General features: G+C 62.8%; 18 protein-coding genes. 11 read left to right on the forward strand and 7 right to left on the reverse strand.

Annotated features, from left to right (window positions below; translation table 11 throughout):
• Positions 1 to 153 precede the first annotated feature (153 nt).
• Positions 154 to 1,833, forward strand: a complete 1,680-nt coding sequence (locus OVA00_RS24415) for a formate--tetrahydrofolate ligase (RefSeq protein WP_034788903.1) — start codon at positions 154 to 156, stop codon at positions 1,831 to 1,833.
• Positions 1,834 to 1,918: 85 nt separating this feature from the next.
• Here OVA00_RS24415 and OVA00_RS24420 read toward each other — a convergent pair whose 3' ends face one another.
• On the reverse strand, positions 1,919 to 2,428 hold the full coding sequence (locus OVA00_RS24420; RefSeq protein WP_089045023.1) for a DUF1993 domain-containing protein: 510 nt from the start codon (positions 2,426 to 2,428) through the stop codon (positions 1,919 to 1,921).
• A 210-nt stretch (positions 2,429 to 2,638) separates the two neighbouring features.
• Between OVA00_RS24420 and OVA00_RS24425 the strand changes: the two genes are divergently transcribed.
• On the forward strand, positions 2,639 to 3,091 hold the full coding sequence (locus OVA00_RS24425; RefSeq protein WP_060581723.1) for a thioesterase domain-containing protein: 453 nt from the start codon (positions 2,639 to 2,641) through the stop codon (positions 3,089 to 3,091).
• Positions 3,092 to 3,118: 27 nt separating this feature from the next.
• Here OVA00_RS24425 and OVA00_RS24430 read toward each other — a convergent pair whose 3' ends face one another.
• Positions 3,119 to 4,027, reverse strand: a complete 909-nt coding sequence (locus OVA00_RS24430) for an extensin family protein (protein ID WP_268089753.1) — start codon at positions 4,025 to 4,027, stop codon at positions 3,119 to 3,121.
• Positions 4,028 to 4,323: 296 nt separating this feature from the next.
• Here OVA00_RS24430 and OVA00_RS24435 point away from each other — a divergent pair, with 296 nt between their 5' ends.
• The 4 genes from OVA00_RS24435 (at position 4,324) to OVA00_RS24450 (ending at position 9,763) form a co-directional block, all read left to right on the forward strand.
• Positions 4,324 to 6,426 (forward strand): TonB-dependent hemoglobin/transferrin/lactoferrin family receptor, encoded by a 2,103-nt coding sequence (locus OVA00_RS24435; protein WP_034788880.1) that lies wholly within the window; start codon positions 4,324 to 4,326, stop codon positions 6,424 to 6,426.
• 124 nt (positions 6,427 to 6,550) lie between these two features.
• Positions 6,551 to 6,595, forward strand: a complete 45-nt coding sequence (trpLE, locus tag OVA00_RS24440) for a trpE operon leader peptide TrpLE (RefSeq protein WP_178385070.1) — start codon at positions 6,551 to 6,553, stop codon at positions 6,593 to 6,595.
• A 111-nt stretch (positions 6,596 to 6,706) separates the two neighbouring features.
• On the forward strand, positions 6,707 to 8,896 hold the full coding sequence (locus OVA00_RS24445) for an anthranilate synthase (protein WP_060518756.1): 2,190 nt from the start codon (positions 6,707 to 6,709) through the stop codon (positions 8,894 to 8,896).
• Positions 8,897 to 8,980: 84 nt separating this feature from the next.
• A complete protein-coding gene (locus tag OVA00_RS24450) occupies positions 8,981 to 9,763 on the forward strand; it encodes a phosphotransferase (RefSeq protein ID WP_268089754.1) in 783 nt (260 codons plus the stop codon).
• Between the two features lies 1 nt (position 9,764).
• Here the strand turns inward: OVA00_RS24450 and OVA00_RS24455 are convergent, their stop codons facing one another.
• Positions 9,765 to 10,691, reverse strand: a complete 927-nt coding sequence (locus OVA00_RS24455; RefSeq protein ID WP_268089755.1) for a LysR substrate-binding domain-containing protein — start codon at positions 10,689 to 10,691, stop codon at positions 9,765 to 9,767.
• A 179-nt stretch (positions 10,692 to 10,870) separates the two neighbouring features.
• Between OVA00_RS24455 and OVA00_RS24460 the strand changes: the two genes are divergently transcribed.
• The 3 genes from OVA00_RS24460 (at position 10,871) to queF (ending at position 14,098) form a co-directional block, all read left to right on the forward strand.
• Positions 10,871 to 12,445, forward strand: a complete 1,575-nt coding sequence (locus OVA00_RS24460) for an MFS transporter (protein ID WP_268089756.1) — start codon at positions 10,871 to 10,873, stop codon at positions 12,443 to 12,445.
• Between the two features lie 123 nt (positions 12,446 to 12,568).
• Entirely contained in the window at positions 12,569 to 13,489 is a 921-nt protein-coding gene (locus OVA00_RS24465; protein ID WP_442780557.1) for a cation diffusion facilitator family transporter, read from the forward strand.
• 144 nt (positions 13,490 to 13,633) lie between these two features.
• On the forward strand, positions 13,634 to 14,098 hold the full coding sequence (queF, locus tag OVA00_RS24470) for a preQ(1) synthase (protein WP_034788869.1): 465 nt from the start codon (positions 13,634 to 13,636) through the stop codon (positions 14,096 to 14,098).
• A gap of 16 nt (positions 14,099 to 14,114) precedes the next feature.
• Here queF and OVA00_RS24475 read toward each other — a convergent pair whose 3' ends face one another.
• Both OVA00_RS24475 and OVA00_RS24480 read right to left on the reverse strand, forming a co-directional pair.
• Positions 14,115 to 14,636 (reverse strand): chloramphenicol phosphotransferase CPT family protein, encoded by a 522-nt coding sequence (locus tag OVA00_RS24475; protein ID WP_268089758.1) that lies wholly within the window; start codon positions 14,634 to 14,636, stop codon positions 14,115 to 14,117.
• 12 nt (positions 14,637 to 14,648) lie between these two features.
• Complete coding sequence (locus OVA00_RS24480; RefSeq protein ID WP_268089759.1) at positions 14,649 to 15,227, reverse strand: HupE/UreJ family protein; 579 nt, start codon at positions 15,225 to 15,227, stop codon at positions 14,649 to 14,651.
• Between the two features lie 239 nt (positions 15,228 to 15,466).
• Here OVA00_RS24480 and OVA00_RS24485 point away from each other — a divergent pair, with 239 nt between their 5' ends.
• Positions 15,467 to 16,051, forward strand: a complete 585-nt coding sequence (locus OVA00_RS24485) for an ATP-dependent Clp protease proteolytic subunit (RefSeq protein ID WP_034788862.1) — start codon at positions 15,467 to 15,469, stop codon at positions 16,049 to 16,051.
• Between the two features lie 410 nt (positions 16,052 to 16,461).
• The gene (gene leuA, locus OVA00_RS24490; protein WP_060518745.1) at positions 16,462 to 18,171 is read left to right on the forward strand and encodes a 2-isopropylmalate synthase; all 1,710 of its coding nucleotides are present in this window, start codon (positions 16,462 to 16,464) and stop codon (positions 18,169 to 18,171) included.
• Between the two features lie 84 nt (positions 18,172 to 18,255).
• Here leuA and OVA00_RS24495 read toward each other — a convergent pair whose 3' ends face one another.
• Both OVA00_RS24495 and OVA00_RS24500 read right to left on the reverse strand, forming a co-directional pair.
• Positions 18,256 to 19,083, reverse strand: coding sequence for an anti-sigma factor family protein (locus OVA00_RS24495; protein ID WP_060581732.1), 828 nt, complete (start codon positions 19,081 to 19,083; stop codon positions 18,256 to 18,258).
• A gap of 3 nt (positions 19,084 to 19,086) precedes the next feature.
• A complete protein-coding gene (locus OVA00_RS24500; RefSeq protein WP_034788854.1) occupies positions 19,087 to 19,605 on the reverse strand; it encodes an RNA polymerase sigma factor in 519 nt (172 codons plus the stop codon).
• Positions 19,606 to 19,757: the final 152 nt, after the last annotated feature.

A 19,757-nucleotide genomic window follows, 5' to 3' on the forward strand; every position in this document is an offset into this window, starting at 1 on the left:
GGTGGCGCCCGAGTATCCGGGCGCTGCCGATTACTTGAGTTCAAGCGGGACGCGGGTCGAAAACCGCAGACGCGTTTCCTCATCCCGCTCCGGTATCATGAACTGCGCCTTGAAAGGCGCGGGTAAAAACGAGACCCTGGGGAGGGAACTGTCATGGCGGAGGTCAAGTCCGATATCGAGATTGCGCGCGCGGCGAAGAAAAAGCCGATCCTGGAGATCGGGGCCGCACTCGGCATACCGCCGGAGGACCTGTTGCCCTACGGCCATGACAAGGCGAAGATCAGCGCCGATTTCATCGCCCGCCAGCGCGGGAAGAAGAACGGCCATCTGATCCTGGTGACGGCGATCAACCCGACGCCGGCAGGCGAAGGCAAGACGACAACGACCGTGGGCCTCGGCGATGGGCTGAACCGCATCGGCAAGAAGGCGATCATCTGCATCCGCGAGGCGTCCCTCGGGCCCTGCTTCGGCGTCAAGGGCGGTGCTGCCGGCGGTGGTTATGCGCAGGTTGTGCCGATGGAGGACATGAACCTCCACTTCACCGGCGATTTCCACGCGATCACCTCGGCGCACAATCTGCTGGCGGCGCTGCTCGACAATCACATCTACTGGGGCAACGAGCAGAACATCGACGTCCGTCGTATTTCGTGGCGGCGGGTGATGGACATGAACGACCGCGCACTGCGCAACATCGTCGGCTCGCTCGGCGGGATCGCCAACGGTTATCCACGCGAGACCGGCTTCGACATCACCGTTGCCTCCGAAGTCATGGCGATCCTCTGCCTTTCGGCGGATCTTAGGGATCTCGAGCAGCGGCTTGGCAACATCATCATCGGCTACCGCCGTGACAAGAGCCCGGTCTTTGCGCGCGACATCAAGGCCGATGGGGCGATGGCGGTGCTGCTCAAGGATGCTATTCAGCCGAACTTGGTGCAGACCCTCGAAAACAACCCCGCCTTCGTCCATGGCGGCCCCTTTGCCAACATCGCCCATGGCTGCAACTCGGTGATTGCGACGACGACGGCACTGAAGCTTGCCGACTATGTGGTGACCGAAGCCGGCTTCGGCGCCGATCTCGGCGCGGAAAAATTCTTCGACATCAAGTGCCGCAAGGCCGGGCTGAAGCCGGATGCCGCGGTGCTGGTCGCGACCGTCCGCGCGATCAAGATGAACGGCGGCGTCAAGAAGGACGACCTCGGGAAGGAAAATCTGGAGGCGCTGCGCAAGGGCTGCGCCAACCTTGGCCGGCATGTGCAGAACGTCAAGAAGTTCGGCGTACCCGTCATCGTCGCGATCAACCACTTCACCTCCGATACCGAGGCCGAAGTGCAGGCTATCAAGGATTATGTGGCGACGCTTGGCGCCGAAGCGGTGCTCTGCCGCCATTGGGCCGAGGGCTCCGCCGGCATCGAGGAGCTGGCGATGAAGGTGGCGGCACTTGCCGAGGGCGGACACTCGCAGTTCTCGCCGCTTTACCCCGACGACATGTCGCTCTTCCACAAGATCGAGACGATCGCCAAGGACATCTACCATGCGAGCGAGGTGATTGCCGACAAGTCGGTGCGCGACCAGCTGCGCAGCTGGGAAGATCAGGGTTACGGCCATCTGCCGATCTGCATGGCAAAGACGCAGTATTCCTTCTCGACCGATCCGAACCTGCGCGGTGCGCCGACAGGCCATGCTGTGCCGATCCGTGAAGTGCGGCTGGCCGCCGGCGCCGGCTTCATCGTGGTGATCACCGGCGAGATCATGACGATGCCCGGCCTGCCGAAGGTGCCTTCGTCGGAAAAGATCTTCCTCAATGATCAGGGCTACATCGAAGGGCTGTTCTAGGCGCTTCCTGCCTGCCTGAAAAACAATGCCGCGCATCCGGGTGGATGCGCGGCATTGCTGTGTCCGGGGTCTCCCGCGGCGGAAATCAGGCGGTGAGGCTGAGGAAGTCTGCCTTGCCGAGCGGCACGCCCTTGTGGCGCAGGATGTCGTAGGCGGTCGTCAGGTGGAAGTAGAAGTTCGGCAGCACGAATTTTTGCAGGTATTCCTCACCCGTGAGCGTCACCTTCAGGTTCGGGAAATTCAGCACGACTTCGCGACTGTCGCTGTCTTCGAGATCGACAGGGCGCACCGTTTCAAGGAAGGCGACGGACTTGGCGATGCGCTGGCGCAGTTCGTCAAACGTCTTTTCCTCGTCCGGGAACCGGGGCACTTCGATCGACGTCAGCCGGCCGACCAGGCCCTTGCTGGTGTCGCTGACACGCTGCACCTGGCCGGCAAGCGTCAGCATATCGGGCGCCAGCCGGGCGTGGAAGAGATCATCCGTGGGGATGCCCTTTTCCTCAGCGAAAGCCTCTGCCTTGTCGAGCAGCTTGGTGAGGACACCAAGGCCCCGAACGAGTGCGGGAATGGAGAGCTGGTACATCGTCAATGCCATGACAGATTTCCTTGAGATTAGGCGCAAAAACGGGTGGATTTTCCTCGCGCCGTATTTGGGAGCCGGGGCGGGCTCCTGCAAGGCGCGCAGCCCGGTATCTTTTGGGCTACGGGAGGCTTGCGGGAGACGACAGGACGCAGGCGCCTTGCTCTGGTCAGGACACGTGGTCTCGTGCACTGATCCGCGCAGGAACGCATCAGGGATGCCACGATGACGCCAGAGGAACTCCAGTCCTATCTTCATAACCACATCCCGCTGTCAGCGGCGATGCAGGTCCGCGTGGATGCGGTGAGCGACGATCATGTGCTGCTCTCGGCGCCGCTTGCACCCAACATCAACCACCGTGACACGGTGTTCGGCGGCAGCGCCTCGGCGCTCGCGATCCTGTCGGCCTGGTCGCTGCTGCATGTGCGCATGCGCAAAAGCGGCGTTGCGGCGCGCCTGGTGATCCAGAGCAACCGGATGGATTATCTGAAGCCGGTCGCCGGCGCTTTCGCCGCACGCTCGTCGCTGGCGGATGCCGGGCAATGGCCGGGCTTTCTGCGATTGCTCGAACGTCGGGGCAGGGCGCGCGCCGTGGTCGTTGCCGACCTCCTCGACGGCGACACCTTGGCCGGTCGCTTCGAGGGCGAGTTTGTCGCCCTTGGCTACGACAACGCCTGACGAGCGCCAGCGCAAGGAGGCTCATTCCTAGCGGCAGTAGCGGTAGTCGTTGCGGCGCTCGATGACGTCGAGATGCAGGTGGGTTTCGTGGGCGGCGTCGCTGCCGGGGTCGAGCACAGTCTTGAAGTAGAGGCAGGCGGACGCAGTGACCGCGCGCTGGAAGGCACCGTCCATGGTGCCATCCTCGTCGCGCGGCTGGATGGCGATCGTCGCGCCGTTGCTTAACGTGAAGGACGCGATGTCGACGGCGTTGCCGTGGGCGTGCTCGGAGATTTTGCCCGTCGTCGCATTGTTGCGCAGGCGGCAGATATAGGTCGATGCCTGGTTCAGCGCCTTGATCTTGATGGTCTTGTCGAAGGCGACTTCGGCGGCCGGCTGGGCGGTCTCCTTGGTCCAGCGTGCAAGCGCCAGCGCCGTTTCGCACCGCATAAGCCCCTTGGGCGCGAGTGTGACGGCGGGCAGGATGCTCGTGACCTCCAGTGGCTTGTCGATGCCGCAGCCCTTGCCGTCGTCGATGCGTTTGGCTTCGACAAACGTCGCTCCGATCGCCTTCAGGTCGGCGACACACTTTGCGTAGTCGGCGGCGTCCTCCGCTTCGACCGGCGGATAGACGATCGGTGCCGGCTTTTCCTCTTTCTTGTCGTCGGCGGGCTGGTCCTTTTCACCTGTGGCCGGCTTTTGATCCTTCGCCGCTCCTTCACTCCCGTCCTTGGGCTTTGGCTGCGGCACGGGCTGTTCGTCGCCAGCCGGCACCCCTGGCTGATCGGCCTTGCCGCCGTCCGTAGGCGTCGCCGGTTTCTCTTCGGGTGTGGGAGCAGCCTCTTTCTCTCCCGCCTCGCTCGGCGGCTTTCTTAGCGGGATCGGTCCGGATTTCGGCAGGCTGGCGCCGGTGAGGATCAGGAGTGACAGCAGGATCAAGGGAAAAGAGCGACGCATCCGGGTCCTTTCGCATTGCCCCCGCAGCGGGGCCTGGAAGGGAGGGAACGCACGGAACCGGATCTGGTTTCATCCGGCCCTCGGCAAAAGCGTTGCAGTTTAGCAACGCCTCGAATTGGCGCGACCCCATAAATTGTGGGGACTGCCTTTGTATGTTGACAAGAACACTCATGTTTTTTATGCGGCTTAAATGAGGCGACGACATGTCGCGCCGCTCTAGAATCTACCGCCCAGCCAGCCCCTTGAGTTTGCCGCTCAACAGCAAGCCCGGCCTCCGAAAATCAAAGGATTGGTCCATGCTCACCCGGCATCGTCGCCTGGCTCTTTTGGCTTGCACGACAACTCTTGCAATTTCAGTCGCTACCGTCGCATTCGCGCAAAGCGCAACAACCCAGGCTAAGTCGGAAGAGAAGGCCGAGGAGACAAAGAAGGGCGAAACTTACCTCTCGCCTATCGTTGCCAAGGGCGGGCGCACCGCTGACCCCTATGCCAAGCCCGGCCCCGTCAGCGTCGTCACGACGGACCAGATCGATCTGCAATCGGGGCAGGAGACTGACGACCTGTTGCGCAGCGTTCCCGGCACCTCGACCGCGAACAACCCGCAAAACCCGGGCGTCGCGGTCAACATCCGCGGTTTCGAGGGTTCCGGCCGCGTCAACATGATGATCGACGGCGTGCGCCAGAACTTCCGCTTCACCGGCCACGAAGCCCAGGGTTTTGCCTATTTCGACCCGGCATTCCTTTCCGAAATCGATGTGACCCGCGGCGCCGTGACCGGGGTTGGCGGCGGTGCACTGGCCGGTTCGGTCAACTTCCGGACCTATGATGTCGAAGACCTGATCCAGGACGGCAAGAACTACGGTGGCATTGCTTCGGCTACGTACGGCACAAACGGTGCCGGCTGGTCGGAATCACTGATCGGCGCCTACCGTTTCAATGACGTCTTCTCCGTGCTCGGCGGCATCAGCAAGGCTGATCCCGGCAACTATGACAACGGCAACGGGGTCGAGGTACCCTTCACCGAGGAAGACCTTCTGTCGGGCCTGTTGAAGTTCGAAGTGACGCCGGACAAGGATCACACCTTCAAGCTCACCGGCCTCACCTATGACAACGACTTCTTCGCGAACTCCTACTTCCAGAACGTGAAGAACCAGACGGTTTCTGCAAGCTATTCCTACACGCCGGACAACGAACTCATCGATTTCCGTGCGAACGCCTACTGGAACCGGCTAAAGATGAAGTACGACACCGACATTCGCGGTGGCGGCACGGCGGCCGGTCGGCGCATCACCGACACGGGTAAGGGCTTTGACATCTCGAACACCTCTCTGTTCGACCTTGGCGACGTTGCCGTCAAGGCGAACTACGGCGTCGAGTATTTCCGCGACGACTACGATGTCATCAACAGCACGGCCCGGCCGGGCGCCGGCGTCAACGGCAGCGGCACCAATGCCACCACCGGCGTCTTCAGCAATACGACCTTCACCTATGGCATGCTGGATCTGACGGCAGGCCTGAGATGGGATCACTTCAGCCTCGATGGCTCCGGCGCTGTCGTTGCCGGCAACCCGATCGGTCTGCCGGCCGGCCCTTATACCGTCGATAAGTCCGAAGGTCGCCTCAACCCGAGCATCACGGTCGCGCTCAACCCGACGGAGTGGTTCCAGCCATACGTTACATACGCGGAAACCTCGCGTTCGCCGACGGTCAACGAGACCTTCGCCGGCGGCACACATCCGGGACCGTCGGGCCAGTCGTTCTTCCCCAATCCGTTTCTTGAGCCGGAAACCTCCAAGGGCTGGGAAATCGGTGCGAACTTCGCCTTCGACGGGCTGCTCGATCCCAGCGACAGCCTGCGGGTCAAGGCCAACTACTTCCATAACCGCGTCGACAACTACATCACCGCAGCGATGCTCAACGGCGGTCGTCAGATCTTCTTCGTCAACAATCCCGGGATCTCGACGGTCCAGGGTTTCGAGCTGCAGGCGGCGTATGACGCCGGATACGTCTTCGGCGACCTTGCCTACACCTACACCGAGAGCGATCTGCCGTCGCAGATCAATGGTTTCGGCGTGCAGAGCTACCTGCCTGAAAACATTGTCAGCGCAACGCTTGGCGCCCGCTTCCTCGAAGACCAGCGCCTGACGGTCGGTACGCGCCTCTACGCCGTTTCGAACGCGTTTGTCGGCGAAATCAATCGTACGCCGCCGAACGTTCCGGGCTACGGTCTCGTCGATCTCTTCGCCAACTACAAGTTCGAAAACGGCTTTGAAGTCACGGCCCAGGTCACGAACCTGTTCGACAAGACCTATACGCCGTCGTCGAGCACCATTGCCGGAAGCACGATCGATACCGGCCGCGGCCGCACCTTCCTGGTGACGGCGAAGGCGAAGTTCTGATAGGATCAGATCAATTCCAGTCGGGGCGGCTCTTCGGGGCCGCCTCTTTTTTTGGCGCAACCGTGACGATGCGCGCCGCTTTCCCGCTTGCGCAAGTCCGCAACCCAAGCTAACACTTTCGCCCATGGAAAACGCACGCAACATTTCGATCTGGTGGTGGGCTCGCTGAAGCGGCCTTGACCAGTCATGCGTGATTGAGAGATGAAGCCGCCCGGAGATTTCGAGGCGGCTTTTTTGTATCCAGGCCGCTCAAGGACCGGGCTTTTACGGAGCGAGGCGAATGGCAACGGTAATTCTCGAGGACGGCTCGGAGAGCTACACCACCAAGGGCGGCATTACGGTGACGCGCCGGCGGCGGGAAGCGTCCTATGGCCAGGCGATCGCGAGCTATGTGGACAAGCTCGACGAACGCCGCGGCGCAGTGTTCTCCTCCAACTACGAATATCCCGGCCGCTACACTCGTTGGGACACGGCTGTCGTCGATCCGCCGCTCGGGATCTCGTCCTTCGGCCGCTCGCTCTGGATTGAAGCCTATAACGGCCGCGGCGAAGTGCTGCTTGCGATCATCGCCGAGCATCTGAAGACCGTCGCCGACATCACGCTCGGCGCTTCGACCAGCCGACGCCTCGACCTGACGATCAACGCGCCGGATCGCGTCTTCACCGAAGAAGAGCGCTCGAAGATGCCGACGGTGTTCAGCGTGCTGCGCGCCGTCACCAATCTTTTCCATTCGGCCGAGGATGCGAGCCTCGGGCTCTACGGTGCCTTCGGCTACGATCTCGCCTTCCAGTTCGATGCGATCGACCTGAAGCTGAAGCGTCCCGACGACCAGCGCGACATGGTGCTGTTCCTGCCGGATGAAATCCTCGTCGTCGACCACTATGCAGCCAAGGCCTGGATCGACCGCTACGATTTCGCCAAGGACGGCAAGACCACCGAAGGCAAGGCGGAAGAGATCGCCAGCGAACCCTTTAAGACCGTCGACAGCATTCCGCCGCATGGCGACCATCACCCGGGCGAATATGCCGAACTCGTCGTCAAGGCGAAGGAGAGCTTCCGCCGCGGCGACCTTTTCGAAGTGGTGCCCGGCCAGAAATTCTTCGAGCGCTGCGAGAGCAAGCCGTCGGAGATTTCCAACCGGCTGAAGGCGATCAATCCGTCGCCCTATTCCTTCTTCATCAACCTCGGAAATCAGGAATATCTCGTCGGCGCATCGCCGGAAATGTTCGTGCGTGTTTCCGGCCGCCGCATCGAGACCTGCCCGATCTCGGGCACGATCAAGCGCGGCGACGATCCGATCGCCGACAGCGAGCAGATCCTGAAGCTGTTGAACTCCAAGAAGGACGAATCCGAACTCACCATGTGCTCGGACGTCGACCGCAACGACAAGAGCCGGGTCTGCGTGCCGGGCTCGGTCAAGGTCATCGGCCGCCGCCAGATCGAGATGTATTCGCGCCTGATCCATACGGTCGACCATATTGAGGGACGCCTGCGCGATGACATGGATGCCTTCGACGGCTTCCTCAGCCACGCCTGGGCGGTGACCGTCACGGGTGCGCCGAAGCTCTGGGCCATGCGCTTCATCGAAAGCCATGAGAAGAGCCCGCGCGCATGGTATGGTGGCGCGATCGGCATGGTCGGCTTCAATGGCGACATGAACACGGGCCTGACGCTGCGCACGATCCGCATCAAGGACGGTATCGCCGAGGTGAGGGCAGGGGCGACGCTGCTCTACGATTCAAATCCGGAAGAAGAAGAAGCCGAAACCGAACTGAAGGCCTCCGCCATGATCGCTGCCATTCGCGATGCGAGATCCGCCAATGCCGGCAAGGCCGGTCGCGACGTTGCCGCTGTTGGCGCCGGCGTCAACATCCTCTTGGTCGATCACGAGGACAGCTTCGTCCATACGCTTGCGAACTATTTCCGCCAGACGGGGGCGACCGTTACGACGGTGCGCTCGCCGGTGGCCGAAGAGATCTTCGATCGGGTGAAGCCGGATCTCGTCGTGCTTTCGCCCGGACCTGGCAATCCCAAGGATTTCGATTGCAAGGCGACGATCAAGAAGGCGCGGGCGCGCGACCTGCCGATCTTCGGTGTCTGCCTCGGGCTGCAGGCGCTTGCCGAAGCCTACGGCGGGGATCTCCGCCAACTCGCGATCCCGATGCACGGCAAGCCGTCGCGCATCCGCGTGCTGGAGCCGGGCATCGTCTTCTCCGGCCTCGGCAAGGAAGTGACCGTCGGTCGTTACCATTCGATCTTTGCCGATCCGGCGAGCCTGCCCGCGGAGTTCATGATCACCGCCGAAAGCGAAGATGGCACGATTATGGGCATCGAGCACACGAAGGAGCCGGTGGCGGCGGTGCAGTTCCATCCGGAATCGATCATGACGCTCGGCGGCGACGCCGGCATGCGGATGATCGAGAACGTCGTGGCGCACCTCGCCAAGCGCGCCAAGATCAAGGCCGCCTGATATCCCAAGTCAACCGAGGCGGTGTTTCACCGCCGCTTCCGCTTGCGGCCGTTTGCTGGAGGTCCCGTTACGGGGAAGGACGGCATGGCAGACGATACACCTTTAAGCGGAGGCGGTCGCACGGCCGTCAGCCGCAGGGGCACGATCGTGCTTCGGGAAACAGGCCCCTGGGCGCCTTCCGTGCATGCGCTTCTCAGACATTTCGAGACCGCCGGCTTTGACGGCGCGCCGCGTGTCGTCGGCTCCGGCTTCGACGATCATGGCCGCGAAATGCTGACCTATGTCGAGGGCGACATCCTCAATCCCGCACCCTGGTCGGACGAGGCGATCTTCGCGCTCGGGCGGCTGATGCAAGAGATGCATAACGCGGCCGCATCCTTTCAGATTCCGGCGGAGGCGAACTGGCGCCCATGGTTTGGGCGCACGGTCGGTACCGCCGATATCGTCGGCCACTGCGATGCGGCCCCCTGGAACATCGTTTCGCACGACGGTCTTCCGGCAGCGTTTATCGATTGGGAGGCGGCCGGGCCTGTCGATCGCCTGACCGAACTTGCGATGGTCGCCTGGAACAATGCCCAGCTCTATGACGACGGCGTTGCCGAGATGAACGGTCTGGCCGATGCCGCTTCAAGGATCCGGCAGGTGCGTCTCTTTGCCGACGGCTACGGCCTTGCTGCAGGCGAGCGACATCGCCTTGCGGACCGGATCATCCACTTTGCCGCGGAGAGCACTGCAAACGAGGCTTTCGAACTCGACATCCGCCCGGAGAGCGAACACGTGCCGCGCGTCTGGGGCATCGCCTGGCAGGCCCGCAGCGTCGCGTGGCTCTTGCGCAACCGTTCGATGCTCGACGCTGCCCTTTCCTGATCTACGGCGCCGTCTGCACTGCCGGCACATTCTCGCAGCGATCGGCAAACAGTCGCTCGCTCAGAAAATCGACGAAGACGCGGACCTTGGGGGAGAGGTGACGGTTCGACGGCCACAGCAGGTGGAACTGTCCGGGCGCGTCGAGATGGGCGTCGAGCACTGTGTGCAGTCTGCCGTCGCGAAGATGGTGGCGGGCGAGAAAGTCCGGCAGGCAGCCGATGCCGAGGCCGCTAAGCACGGCGCCGCCGAGCGCTTCCATGTTGTTGCAGTTTAGCACGGTCTTGAGGCGCGGCTCCTTTCCCTCAGGCGGCAGCGTGATCGGCCATTCCTGCAGCTTGCGGCTGTTGGGAAAGCGGAAGCGAACCGCATGGTGTCCTTCGAGGTCGCGGGGGCATTCGGGCCTGCCATGCTCTCGAAGGTATGACGGAGCAGCGCAGAGCAGAAGCTGGAACGGCCTGAGCGCGCGCGTCATCAGTCGTGAATCCGGCAGCACGCCGCTGCGGATCGCGACATCCACTTCCTCGTCGATCAGGTCGACGATGCGGTCGTTGAAGTCGAGGTCGAGTTCGATTTCGGGATAACGCCGTACGAACGCCGGCAGCACCGGCAACAGCAGGTGGTAGCTGACGATCGGCACGCTGACGCGCAGCCGACCGCGCGGCGTCGCCACGGCGTCCGCCAATGACGCCTCGGCGTCGTCGAGATCATCGAGGATGCGGCGGCAGCGCTCGTGAAAGAGGCGTCCCTCCTCGGTCAAGCGGATACTACGGGTCGAGCGCTGCAGCAGGCGGACGCCGAGTTCTCGTTCGAGAGTGGTAACAGCCTTTCCGACCGCGGAAGCGGACAGGCCGAGCACGCGACCGGCCGCGACGAAACTGCCGAGGTCGGCGGTGCGGACGAAGGCGGTCAAGCCGCTCAAGCGATCCATGCTACCTCCATTCGAGCGTTTTGTTCCGGTATGATCGGAGCATTGATGCCGTTCTCATCGAATTATGTCGAAACTATCCTGCATTCGTCAATCGATACCCGGCAAGTGTCGACCTCAAGACGCAAGGTCCTACCGGGCCTGCGCGGGTATCCCCTTTGCTCGAACGGATGGAACGGGGAATGAGAACCGAAATTCGAGAACCGCGCGGGCGCCGGCTCGTCCTAATTGCGGTCTGTTGCGCCGCGGCGGCAATGCCGCTCACCTTCACCGGACCGGCGGTGGCGCTGCCGTCGATCTGTCGCAGCCTCGGCGCCGATCCAGTTGCCCTCAACTGGGTCACCAACGCCTTCATGCTGGCCTTCGGCAGTTCGCTGATGGCGGCCGGTGCGCTTGCCGACAATTTCGGTCGCAAACGCGTGTTCCTGGGTGGTCTTGCGGCCTTCCTGCTGTTTTCGGCCGGGCTCGCCTTCGCTCGGGATATCCTATGGTTCGATGCCCTGAGAGCGCTTCAGGGTTTTGGGGCAGCCGCCGCCTTTTCCGGCGGCATGGCTTCGCTCGCACAGGAGTTCGACGAGAACGAGCGGCTCCGGGCCTTCAGCCTGGTCGGCGCCAGCTTCGGTGTCGGCCTTGCCTTTGGGCCGATCGCCTCCGGCCTGATGGTCGAGGCCTTCGGCTGGCCGGCGATCTTCGTCCTGGTCGTGGCGCTCGCCGGCCTGTCTCTGGCACTCGGTGCGGTCTTCCTGCGGGAAACACGCGATCCGGACGCTGCTGGCCTCGACTGGAAGGGAGCGGCAAGTTTCACGGCGGCGCTCACCGCACTCACCTTCGGCATTCTGCAGGGTCCGGAAAACGGCTGGAGCCATCCGCTCGTGCTCGCGATGCTCGCGGCATCGGTGTTCTTCTTCCTGGCCTTCTGGCGGATCGAGCGTTCGGTCGCGCGGCCGATGCTGGATCTGACGCTGTTTCGATATCCGCGTTTTGTCGGCGTGCAATTGCTGGGGGCAGCCCCCGCCTACGGCTTCGTGGTGCTGCTCATCCTGCTTCCGGTCCGCTTCATCGGTATCGAAGGCATGAGCGCCGTCGCGGGCGGGCAGATGATGATCGCCATGTCCGCGCCGCTTCTGATCCTGCCGATCGCGGCGGGCCTTCTGACGCGCTGGTTCACGCCGGCGGTTATCTGCGGTGTGGGCTTGCTGATATCGGCGGCCGGGCTCCTCTGGCTCAGTCTGTTTCCGGCGGGGTCCGGGCCGGCCACGCTGCTTGCACCACTGATGATGATCGGTCTCGGCATCAGCTTGCCTTGGGGGCTGATGGACGGGCTTGCGGTCAGTGTCGTGCCGAAGGAGCGCGCCGGGATGGCGACGGGCATCTTCAGCACCACGCGCGTGGCCGGGGAGGGCATTGCGCTGGCGATCGTGACCGCCATCCTCTCCGCGCTTACAGCCTGGAACCTCGGATCGGAAGCCGGCGCCAATGCGGCTCCCATGGCGCAGCGCATCGTCACCGGCAATCTGCCTGCGGCGATGCAGCTTGCCCCTGAGACATCGCACGCCGCGCTGCTGCAGGCCTATGGCGACGCGTTCAGCGTCCTGCTTCTGGTTTTGACCGGTATCACTGTCGCAACTGCGGCCGTGGTATTCTTCTTCATCGGCCGGGGCGACAAGGCCGCCGGTGATGCGGAGATCGAAGCCGGTGCTCTGCCTTTCGAGGCGATTGCCTGCGGAGAAACCGGAACCGGCCGATCCAATCTTTGACAAGCGCCGCTTAATCCAGCATATGCTTGTCCATCGACCGCCTGCGCGAAAATTCGCGCGGGCGGTTTTGCGTTTGAATGGGCTTGCGTTTGCAACTCGTTTGCATCTGCACGAGGAATGACAATGACGACTGGAACCGAAAACCGTACCGTGCTCCGCCTTGCTTTCTGCGGCATACCGCTCTCGCTCGCTGTGCTCGGCCTGAAGCTGCTTGCCTGGTGGCTGACAGGCTCGATCGCGCTTCTCTCCGACGGGCTGGAGTCGACCGTCAACGTGATCGCGGCGGTCATCGCCTATCTGATGATCGGCTATGCTTCCAAGCCGGCCGACGCCGGCCACCCCTTCGGTCACCACAAGGCGGAGTATTTCTCGGCCGTTATCGAAGGCGTTCTGATCGTCGTTGCGGCACTGCTCATCGTCTGGGAGGCGGTGCCGGCAATGATGGCGCCAGTGTTGATGGAAGCACCGGCTCTCGGCCTGGCGATCAACTTCGTCGCCGGCGTCATCAACGCCATCTGGGCCTATGTGCTGATCACCGCCGGCCGCAAGCACCGCTCGCCGGCACTCAGCGCCGACGGCCACCACATCCTGTCGGACGTCGTCACCTCGATCGGCGTTCTCGTCGGCCTCGTGCTTGCAATCGCCACCGGCTACGCGATCCTTGATCCGCTGCTGGCCGTCATTGTCGCCTGCAACATTCTTTACCAGGGCTGGATGGTGATCTCGCGCTCGATCGACGGGCTGATGGACCGGGCCGTCTCGGGTGAGGAAGAAGAAGCGATCAAACAGGCGATCGCCGCCAACGCCGCGGGTTCGCTCGGCGTGCACGATCTGAAGACCCGTCAGGCCGGTCCGGCGATCTTCGTCGATTTCCACATGGTCGTGCCGGAGTTGATGCCGGTCGGCGAGGCGCATGACATCTGCGACCGGATCGAGGATGCGATCCGGGACGTGCATCCCGGTGCCAAGATCGCGATCCATGTGGAGCCCGAAGGTGAGAAGGCGCATGGTGTGCGCGTCAAGACGACGGTCGGGCGCCACTGATTCAAGGTCGACGGCACTTCAACCGTGACGAGGTTTCCTTCTTGAGGCAGTTCTGATTTAAGGGCCGCAAACGGAGCGGGCCGACGAGGGCAGAGGCCAATCGACCGCACCCACGCGCGGATGTTCTCATGGAGCAACAGGCATATGAGCAAGACTGACGTATCCGGCCTTTCGCAACTGGGCGCAAAGGTCGACCTGCCGCAGAGCCCGGAAGACGCGGTGCTGGAGCGGGTCCCGAGCGGCAACAAGGGCAAGGACTATCTGGTGCGCTTCACCGCGCCGGAATTCACCTCGCTCTGCCCGATGACCGGCCAGCCGGATTTCGCCCATATCGTCATCGATTATGTGCCGGACGAATGGCTGGTGGAATCGAAGTCGCTGAAGCTGTTCCTGCATTCCTTCCGCAACCACGGCGCATTCCACGAAGACTGCACCATCGAGATCGCCCAACGGCTGGTGTCGTTGCTTCAGCCACGCTGGCTTCGCATCGGCGCCTATTGGTATCCGCGCGGCGGCATCCCGATCGACGTCTTCTGGCAGACCGGCAAGCCGCCCGAGGGCCTGTGGCTGCCCGATCAGGGCGTGCCGACCTATCGTGGTCGCGGCTAATGCGGGAGATCCCCCGCTACGGTCTGAGTGACTGGCGTTTGAGCCAGGCGTCAACGATGCGCGCGGCAACCTGATCGGTCGGGTCGCGCGTGTCCACTTCTAGGTCGTAGGCGCAGTAATCGTGCGTCTTCAAGTGAAAGCGGGCTTCGCCGATCGTGCGGTCGCCGCGCTCGCGCTCGCGACGCTCCAGGTCTCCGATGGGCGCGTGCACTCCGACCCAGAAGATGTCCAGATGCGCGGTTTGCCTTCTTATATCGTCGGCCCAGCTCTTCTCCTCGACGATGTGCTCGACGATCAGGTCGTTGCCGGCCTCGGCGAAGGCTGCGATCGAGCGATGAAATCCGTCGAAGAACCTCGCGCGCTCGCCGCGCATTCCATGATGCATGCCGCGCCTAAGGACCCGAAATCCGGCGTCGGCAAGCTGGTCGGAGGCATAGTAACAAAAGGGCTCCGGGAGGATTTCCCGGAGCGCCTTTGCCAGCGTTGACTTTCCGGCACTCGACGTGCCGTTCAGAAAGATAATTCGTCCGTGCTGCATGCCCGTTTGATTTCAGCCGAAGATCAAGGCAGCGCCGGCCAGAGCCGTGAGACCGCCGAGGAGGCGGGCAAGCAGGCCGCCGCCGGAGAGGCGCTGAAGGGCGATGCCGAGGCCGATGCCGGCCACGTGCAGCGCGCCGGTGGCGAGGATGAAGCCGACCGAGAAGGCAAGCGCCCCGGCGCTGCCGAGTTCGCCGCCATGGGCATGGCCGTGGAAGAGGGCGAAGACGCCGACGATCGCAGCGGATGCTGCCGTGTCGAGCCGCACCGCCATGGCAACAAGCAGGCCGAGTGCCACCACCGAGGCGAGGATCGCCGGCTCGACGAAGGGCAGGTCGACACCGGCAACCGCCAGCGCGAAGCCCGCTGCCATCATCGCGACGAAGGCCGCCGGCACGACGACGAGCGCCCGGCCGCCGATCTGCGCCGCCCAGAGGCCGACGGCGACCATGACGAGGATATGGTCAAGTCCGAACAGCGGATGCGAGAAGCCGGCGGCAAACGAGCCGTGCTCTGCCGGATTGAGATGGGCGAAGGCGGGTGCGGCGGAGGCGATCAGCGCCGCAGTGGCGATCAGGATGCGTCTGTTCATGCGTGTCCCCATGGATCGGCGGGACCTGGGAGGCTGGCCCCACTCTTGAGTGTTTGACGCGACCGATCTTATTGGCCTCCGTCCCCCTGTCTATACGGCATTTGGCGGTAGGTGTTTTTACCATAAGCATAGTCGACCTTGCTGCTTTGTCGCCGCTTCGGTTTGTTGCATTGTCTTCGGGGTCGAGTCGCATTATCTGACTTTGACTGAAGACTTCATGAGACGCCGGAGAAAAACGGATGATGAACGACGACGAGGACGACAAGAAGACCGAATTGCCGCTCGGCAAGGAAACGGAGGCGAACCTTTTCAAGTCGCGTTCGATTTTCATCTACGGGTCGATCAATCAGGAACTGGCGCAGAAGGTCTGCTCGCAGCTCGTGGCGCTTGCCGCCGCCAGCGACGAAGACATCCGCATCTTCGTCAATTCGCCGGGCGGCCATGTCGAATCGGGCGACAGCATCCACGACATGATCAAGTTCGTGAAGCCGAAGGTCTGGACCATCGGCACCGGCTGGGTCGCTTCCGCCGGCGCGCTGATCTTTGTCGGCGCTCCCAAGGAGCGTCGCATTTGCCTGCCGAACACCCGCTTCCTGCTTCACCAACCGTCGGGCGGCACCCGCGGCATGGCGTCGGACATCGAGATCCAGGCACGCGAAATCATCAAGATGAACGATCGCCTGAACAAGATCTTCGCCGACGCAACCGGCCAGCCGGTCGAGAAGATCGCCAAGGACACGGACCGCGATTACTGGCTTTCCGCTGAGGAAGCGAAGTCCTACGGCCTCGTTTCGCGGATCATCTCGTCTGCTGCGGACATCTGAGTTCGCAAGCAAGTCAAGGATTTGGAGGGCATCGGCATTTCGCCGGTGCCCTTTTCTTTTTGCGGTGATCCTCGCCATCGCGTGGCTTGCTCCACTCTGGCAAGCCGTGTATAGGCTTTGAGCATGACCAAGGCTGACGCATATCGGATCGCCTCGATCCCCGCCGGACACGATACCAATCGTGCGCCGTCGCGCGCCTTCGCCTCGCTTCTTCTTCTCGGCCTTACTCGCGGTTGCCGGGTTCGCTGAGGAGCGCCCGGCGGCCGAAAAGCCACGCCGGCGGATGCTCCTCGACCCCATCAAGTGTTTTAGGATAAAGGCGCGTTCGGCGCGGCATTAGCCATCGCAATCCGATCCCCGATCGGGTATGGCAAGGCGGCCAGGACGTCCAGTGATGAAGAGAAGCTGCAATGATCCAGAAATCCCATCCCGTTAAGATTGGCATGCCGGAAGCGGCGGTGAAGTACCAGGCCTATCCGCAGATCGCGCTCACCGACCGCACCTGGCCGTCGAAGACGATCACCAAGGCGCCGATCTGGTGCTCGGTCGACTTGCGTGACGGCAACCAGTCGCTGGTCGACCCGATGGGGCACGATCGCAAGGCCCGCATGTTCCAGCTGCTGCTCGACATGGGCTTCAAGGAAATCGAAATCGGTTTCCCCTCGGCCTCGCAGACCGATTTCGATTTTGCCCGCTGGTGTATCGAGGAAGGCAATGTCGCCAAGGATGTGTCGCTGCAGGTGCTGGTGCAGTGCCGGCCCGAGTTGATCACCCGCACCTTCGAAGCGCTGGAAGGCGCGCACCAACCGATCGTGCATTTCTACAATTCGACGAGTGAACTGCAGCGCCGTGTGGTGTTTGCCAAGGACGTGCGCGGCATCAAGCAGATTGCGACCGACGCCGCCAAGATGATCACCGACATGGCGGCCAAGGCCGGCGGCGGCTACCGCTTCGAGTATTCGCCGGAAAGCTTTACCGGCACCGAGCTCGAAGTGGCCTTGGAGATCTGCAACGCGGTCACCGAGATCGTCAAGCCGACGCCAGACAACAAGCTGATCCTGAACCTGCCCTCGACCGTCGAGATGGCGACGCCGAACATCTATGCCGACCAGATCGAATGGATGTGCCGCAACCTCGACAACCGCGAAAGCCTGATCATCTCGCTGCACCCGCACAACGACCGCGGCACCGGCATCGCCGCCACCGAATTGGGCCTGATGGCTGGCGCCGACCGCGTCGAAGGCACGCTGTTCGGCAATGGCGAGCGCACCGGCAACGTCGATGTCGTGACGCTGGCGCTGAACATGTTCACGCAGGGCGTCGATCCGCAGCTCGACTGCTCCGATATCGAGCGGATCAAGGAAGTCTACGAATACTCCAACCAGATGGTCATTCCCGAGCGCCATCCTTATGTCGGCGAACTGGTCTACACGGCCTTCTCCGGCTCGCACCAGGATGCGATCAACAAGGGCATGAAGGCGATCAAGACCGCCAACAAGCCGCTCTGGGAAGTGCCGTACCTGCCGATCGATCCGCGTGACGTCGGCCGCTCCTACGAGGCGATCATCCGCATCAACTCGCAGTCGGGCAAGGGCGGCATCGCCTACATCCTGCAGGAAGACTACGGCATCAACCTGCCGCGCAACCTCCAGGTCGAGTTCCGCGAGGACATCCAGCGCATCACCGACGAGGAAGGCAAGGAGCTGCCGTCCAAGCGCATCTACGAGCGCTTCATCGAGCGCTACGTCGAGCAGCCGGGCGCGCGCATCAAGTTCGTCGACCATCACACTTATCCGGTGGGCGAGCACAAGGGCGTGCGCGTGGTGGCGGCCGAGATCACCGACAATGGCGAGGTCAAGCGCATCGAAGGCAAGGGCACCGGCCCGATCGACGGCTTCATCAATGCGCTGTCGATCTATCTCGGCATCGACCTCTCGGTTGCGGATTACTCCGAGCACTCGCTGCAGCACGGCTCGAACGCAGCCGCGATCGCCTATGTCGAGATGGAGCACCCGGGTGGCAAGCTGTTCGGCGCCGGTATCAACACCAACATCGTTGCCGCCTCGCTCGAAGCGATCGTTTCGGCGGCAAACCGCGTACTCGAGATGAAGCGCGGCTGATACGCTTTAGCGTGACGAATGAAGCCGCGTCGGGGAAACCCGGCGCGGCCTTTTCGTTTCAGGGGTAGGGGAATGCCGTCGATCTCAGATCGTCGCGGCGACGGCTTCGGCGATGTCCTGGATGCCGACATGGGAAGACGGGCCGACGAGCACGAAAGAGGCGCCGCCTCGCTGCCAGGAGACCATGCCGAGATCGTCGCGGATGCTCTCGTCGAACTGCTCCGCCTGCGGGCCGGTGGTGTTCTTGAGGAAACAGATCGCGAAGATTTCGCCTTCGGTGCTTCGGTAGACGAGCTGCGCCACGGGCTTGCCGTTGGCGACGAGCAGCCGGGCGCCCTCGAAGGTCAGGCCCTTGCCGGAAAGCTGCGGGACCTTGAAGGGAACGCCGACGCTTGCGGCAAGCCAGGTCTCGATCTTCGGTCCCTCTGTCGCCGGGACCTCGACCAGATGCTCCTTCTGCCGCGAATAGATGCGGTGATAGTCGGCGATGTCGTCGAGCCAGCCACGCGCCGCGGCGAGCTTGGTCGGCTCGCTCCCGGTGTTCGCCGTCCCGACGATGAAGCCGGCGCCGCCGCCGAGCAGCAGCAGGGCCACCGATGCGGCAAGCATGCGCGGCCAGACCCGCGCGTGCCGGACAGTGGTCGTCGTTGCCGCAATCCGCTCGGTCTTCGGATTGACCCCTGGACCCTGCTTGATTTGCCGGACAAGAGCGAGCGGCACGGGATCGTGCAGGAAATCTTCGAAGGCGGTATCGCCGAAGCTGCTGCCGGCCTTCAGCCTCTCGAACAACGCCTTGGCGTCCTCGTCGCGGGCGAGAATCGCGTCGAGTTCGGTTCGTTCAGCTTCGCCGATCTCGCCGTCGATATAGGCAGAAAGGCGCACTTCGAGCGCTTGACCCCTTGTCTGTTGCAACGGTCAGGCCCTCCTTTCGGTATTCTCTGAGATCATCGCCGCGAGCCTGAGGCGCGCGGTCGACAGTCTGCTCATGACGGTGCCGATCGGAATGCCCAGGATATCGGCGGTCTCGCGATAGCTGTGGCCTTCGACATTGACCAGCAGGAATACGCTCGCCAGTCCCTCGGGCATCGACAGGATCATCTTCTGCAACTGATTGGCGTAGACGGCTTTTTCGGCCGACGGCTCGATGCTGAGTTCGTCATGTCCGAGCGCATCGACGGTGCCGCTGCCGGTGCGGACCTTGCGCTTGCGGATTTCGTCGACCCAGAGATTGCGCGTCATCGCGTAGACCCAGCTTTCCAGCCGGCCCTCTCCGTTCCAGAGGTGGCTGCGGGTGATCGCGCGCTCGCAGGCTTCCTGGACGAGGTCGTCGGCGTCATTGGCATTGCGCGTCAGCGTCATCGCGAAACGGCGCAATTTGGGCAGCAGGCTGACCAAGTCGCGTCTGAAGTCCTTCGTTTCTGCCGCTGGACGCATTTCTCTTCCAATGAAACGTGCCGGATCATGCATTTATTCGCCGTGCTGCGCACGAGCGGATGATATGAAACATTTGCTCCTTAGTCTGCAAGGGAAGTCCCGGAACGGAAAGCAAATTCTGCTGCTTCATGGCGCCTTTTCCCAAAAAGCTT

The sequence above is a fragment of the Ensifer sp. SL37 genome (genome assembly GCF_026672675.1).
In the GTDB taxonomy this organism is placed as follows: Bacteria; Pseudomonadota; Alphaproteobacteria; order Rhizobiales; family Rhizobiaceae; genus Ensifer; species Ensifer adhaerens.

Coding starts and splice junctions, on each gene's coding strand:
- OVA00_RS24415 (WP_034788903.1), top strand. CDS start 154: ATGGCGGAGGTCAAGTCCGATATCGAGATTGCGCGCGCGGCGAAGAAA.
- OVA00_RS24420 (WP_089045023.1), bottom strand. CDS start 2,428: ATGGCATTGACGATGTACCAGCTCTCCATTCCCGCACTCGTTCGGGGC.
- OVA00_RS24425 (WP_060581723.1), top strand. CDS start 2,639: ATGACGCCAGAGGAACTCCAGTCCTATCTTCATAACCACATCCCGCTG.
- OVA00_RS24430 (WP_268089753.1), bottom strand. CDS start 4,027: ATGCGTCGCTCTTTTCCCTTGATCCTGCTGTCACTCCTGATCCTCACC.
- OVA00_RS24435 (WP_034788880.1), top strand. CDS start 4,324: ATGCTCACCCGGCATCGTCGCCTGGCTCTTTTGGCTTGCACGACAACT.
- OVA00_RS24445 (WP_060518756.1), top strand. CDS start 6,707: ATGGCAACGGTAATTCTCGAGGACGGCTCGGAGAGCTACACCACCAAG.
- OVA00_RS24450 (WP_268089754.1), top strand. CDS start 8,981: ATGGCAGACGATACACCTTTAAGCGGAGGCGGTCGCACGGCCGTCAGC.
- OVA00_RS24455 (WP_268089755.1), bottom strand. CDS start 10,691: ATGGATCGCTTGAGCGGCTTGACCGCCTTCGTCCGCACCGCCGACCTC.
- OVA00_RS24460 (WP_268089756.1), top strand. CDS start 10,871: ATGAGAACCGAAATTCGAGAACCGCGCGGGCGCCGGCTCGTCCTAATT.
- OVA00_RS24465 (WP_442780557.1), top strand. CDS start 12,569: ATGACGACTGGAACCGAAAACCGTACCGTGCTCCGCCTTGCTTTCTGC.
- queF (WP_034788869.1), top strand. CDS start 13,634: ATGAGCAAGACTGACGTATCCGGCCTTTCGCAACTGGGCGCAAAGGTC.
- OVA00_RS24475 (WP_268089758.1), bottom strand. CDS start 14,636: ATGCAGCACGGACGAATTATCTTTCTGAACGGCACGTCGAGTGCCGGA.
- OVA00_RS24480 (WP_268089759.1), bottom strand. CDS start 15,227: ATGAACAGACGCATCCTGATCGCCACTGCGGCGCTGATCGCCTCCGCC.
- OVA00_RS24485 (WP_034788862.1), top strand. CDS start 15,467: ATGATGAACGACGACGAGGACGACAAGAAGACCGAATTGCCGCTCGGC.
- leuA (WP_060518745.1), top strand. CDS start 16,462: ATGATCCAGAAATCCCATCCCGTTAAGATTGGCATGCCGGAAGCGGCG.
- OVA00_RS24500 (WP_034788854.1), bottom strand. CDS start 19,605: ATGCGTCCAGCGGCAGAAACGAAGGACTTCAGACGCGACTTGGTCAGC.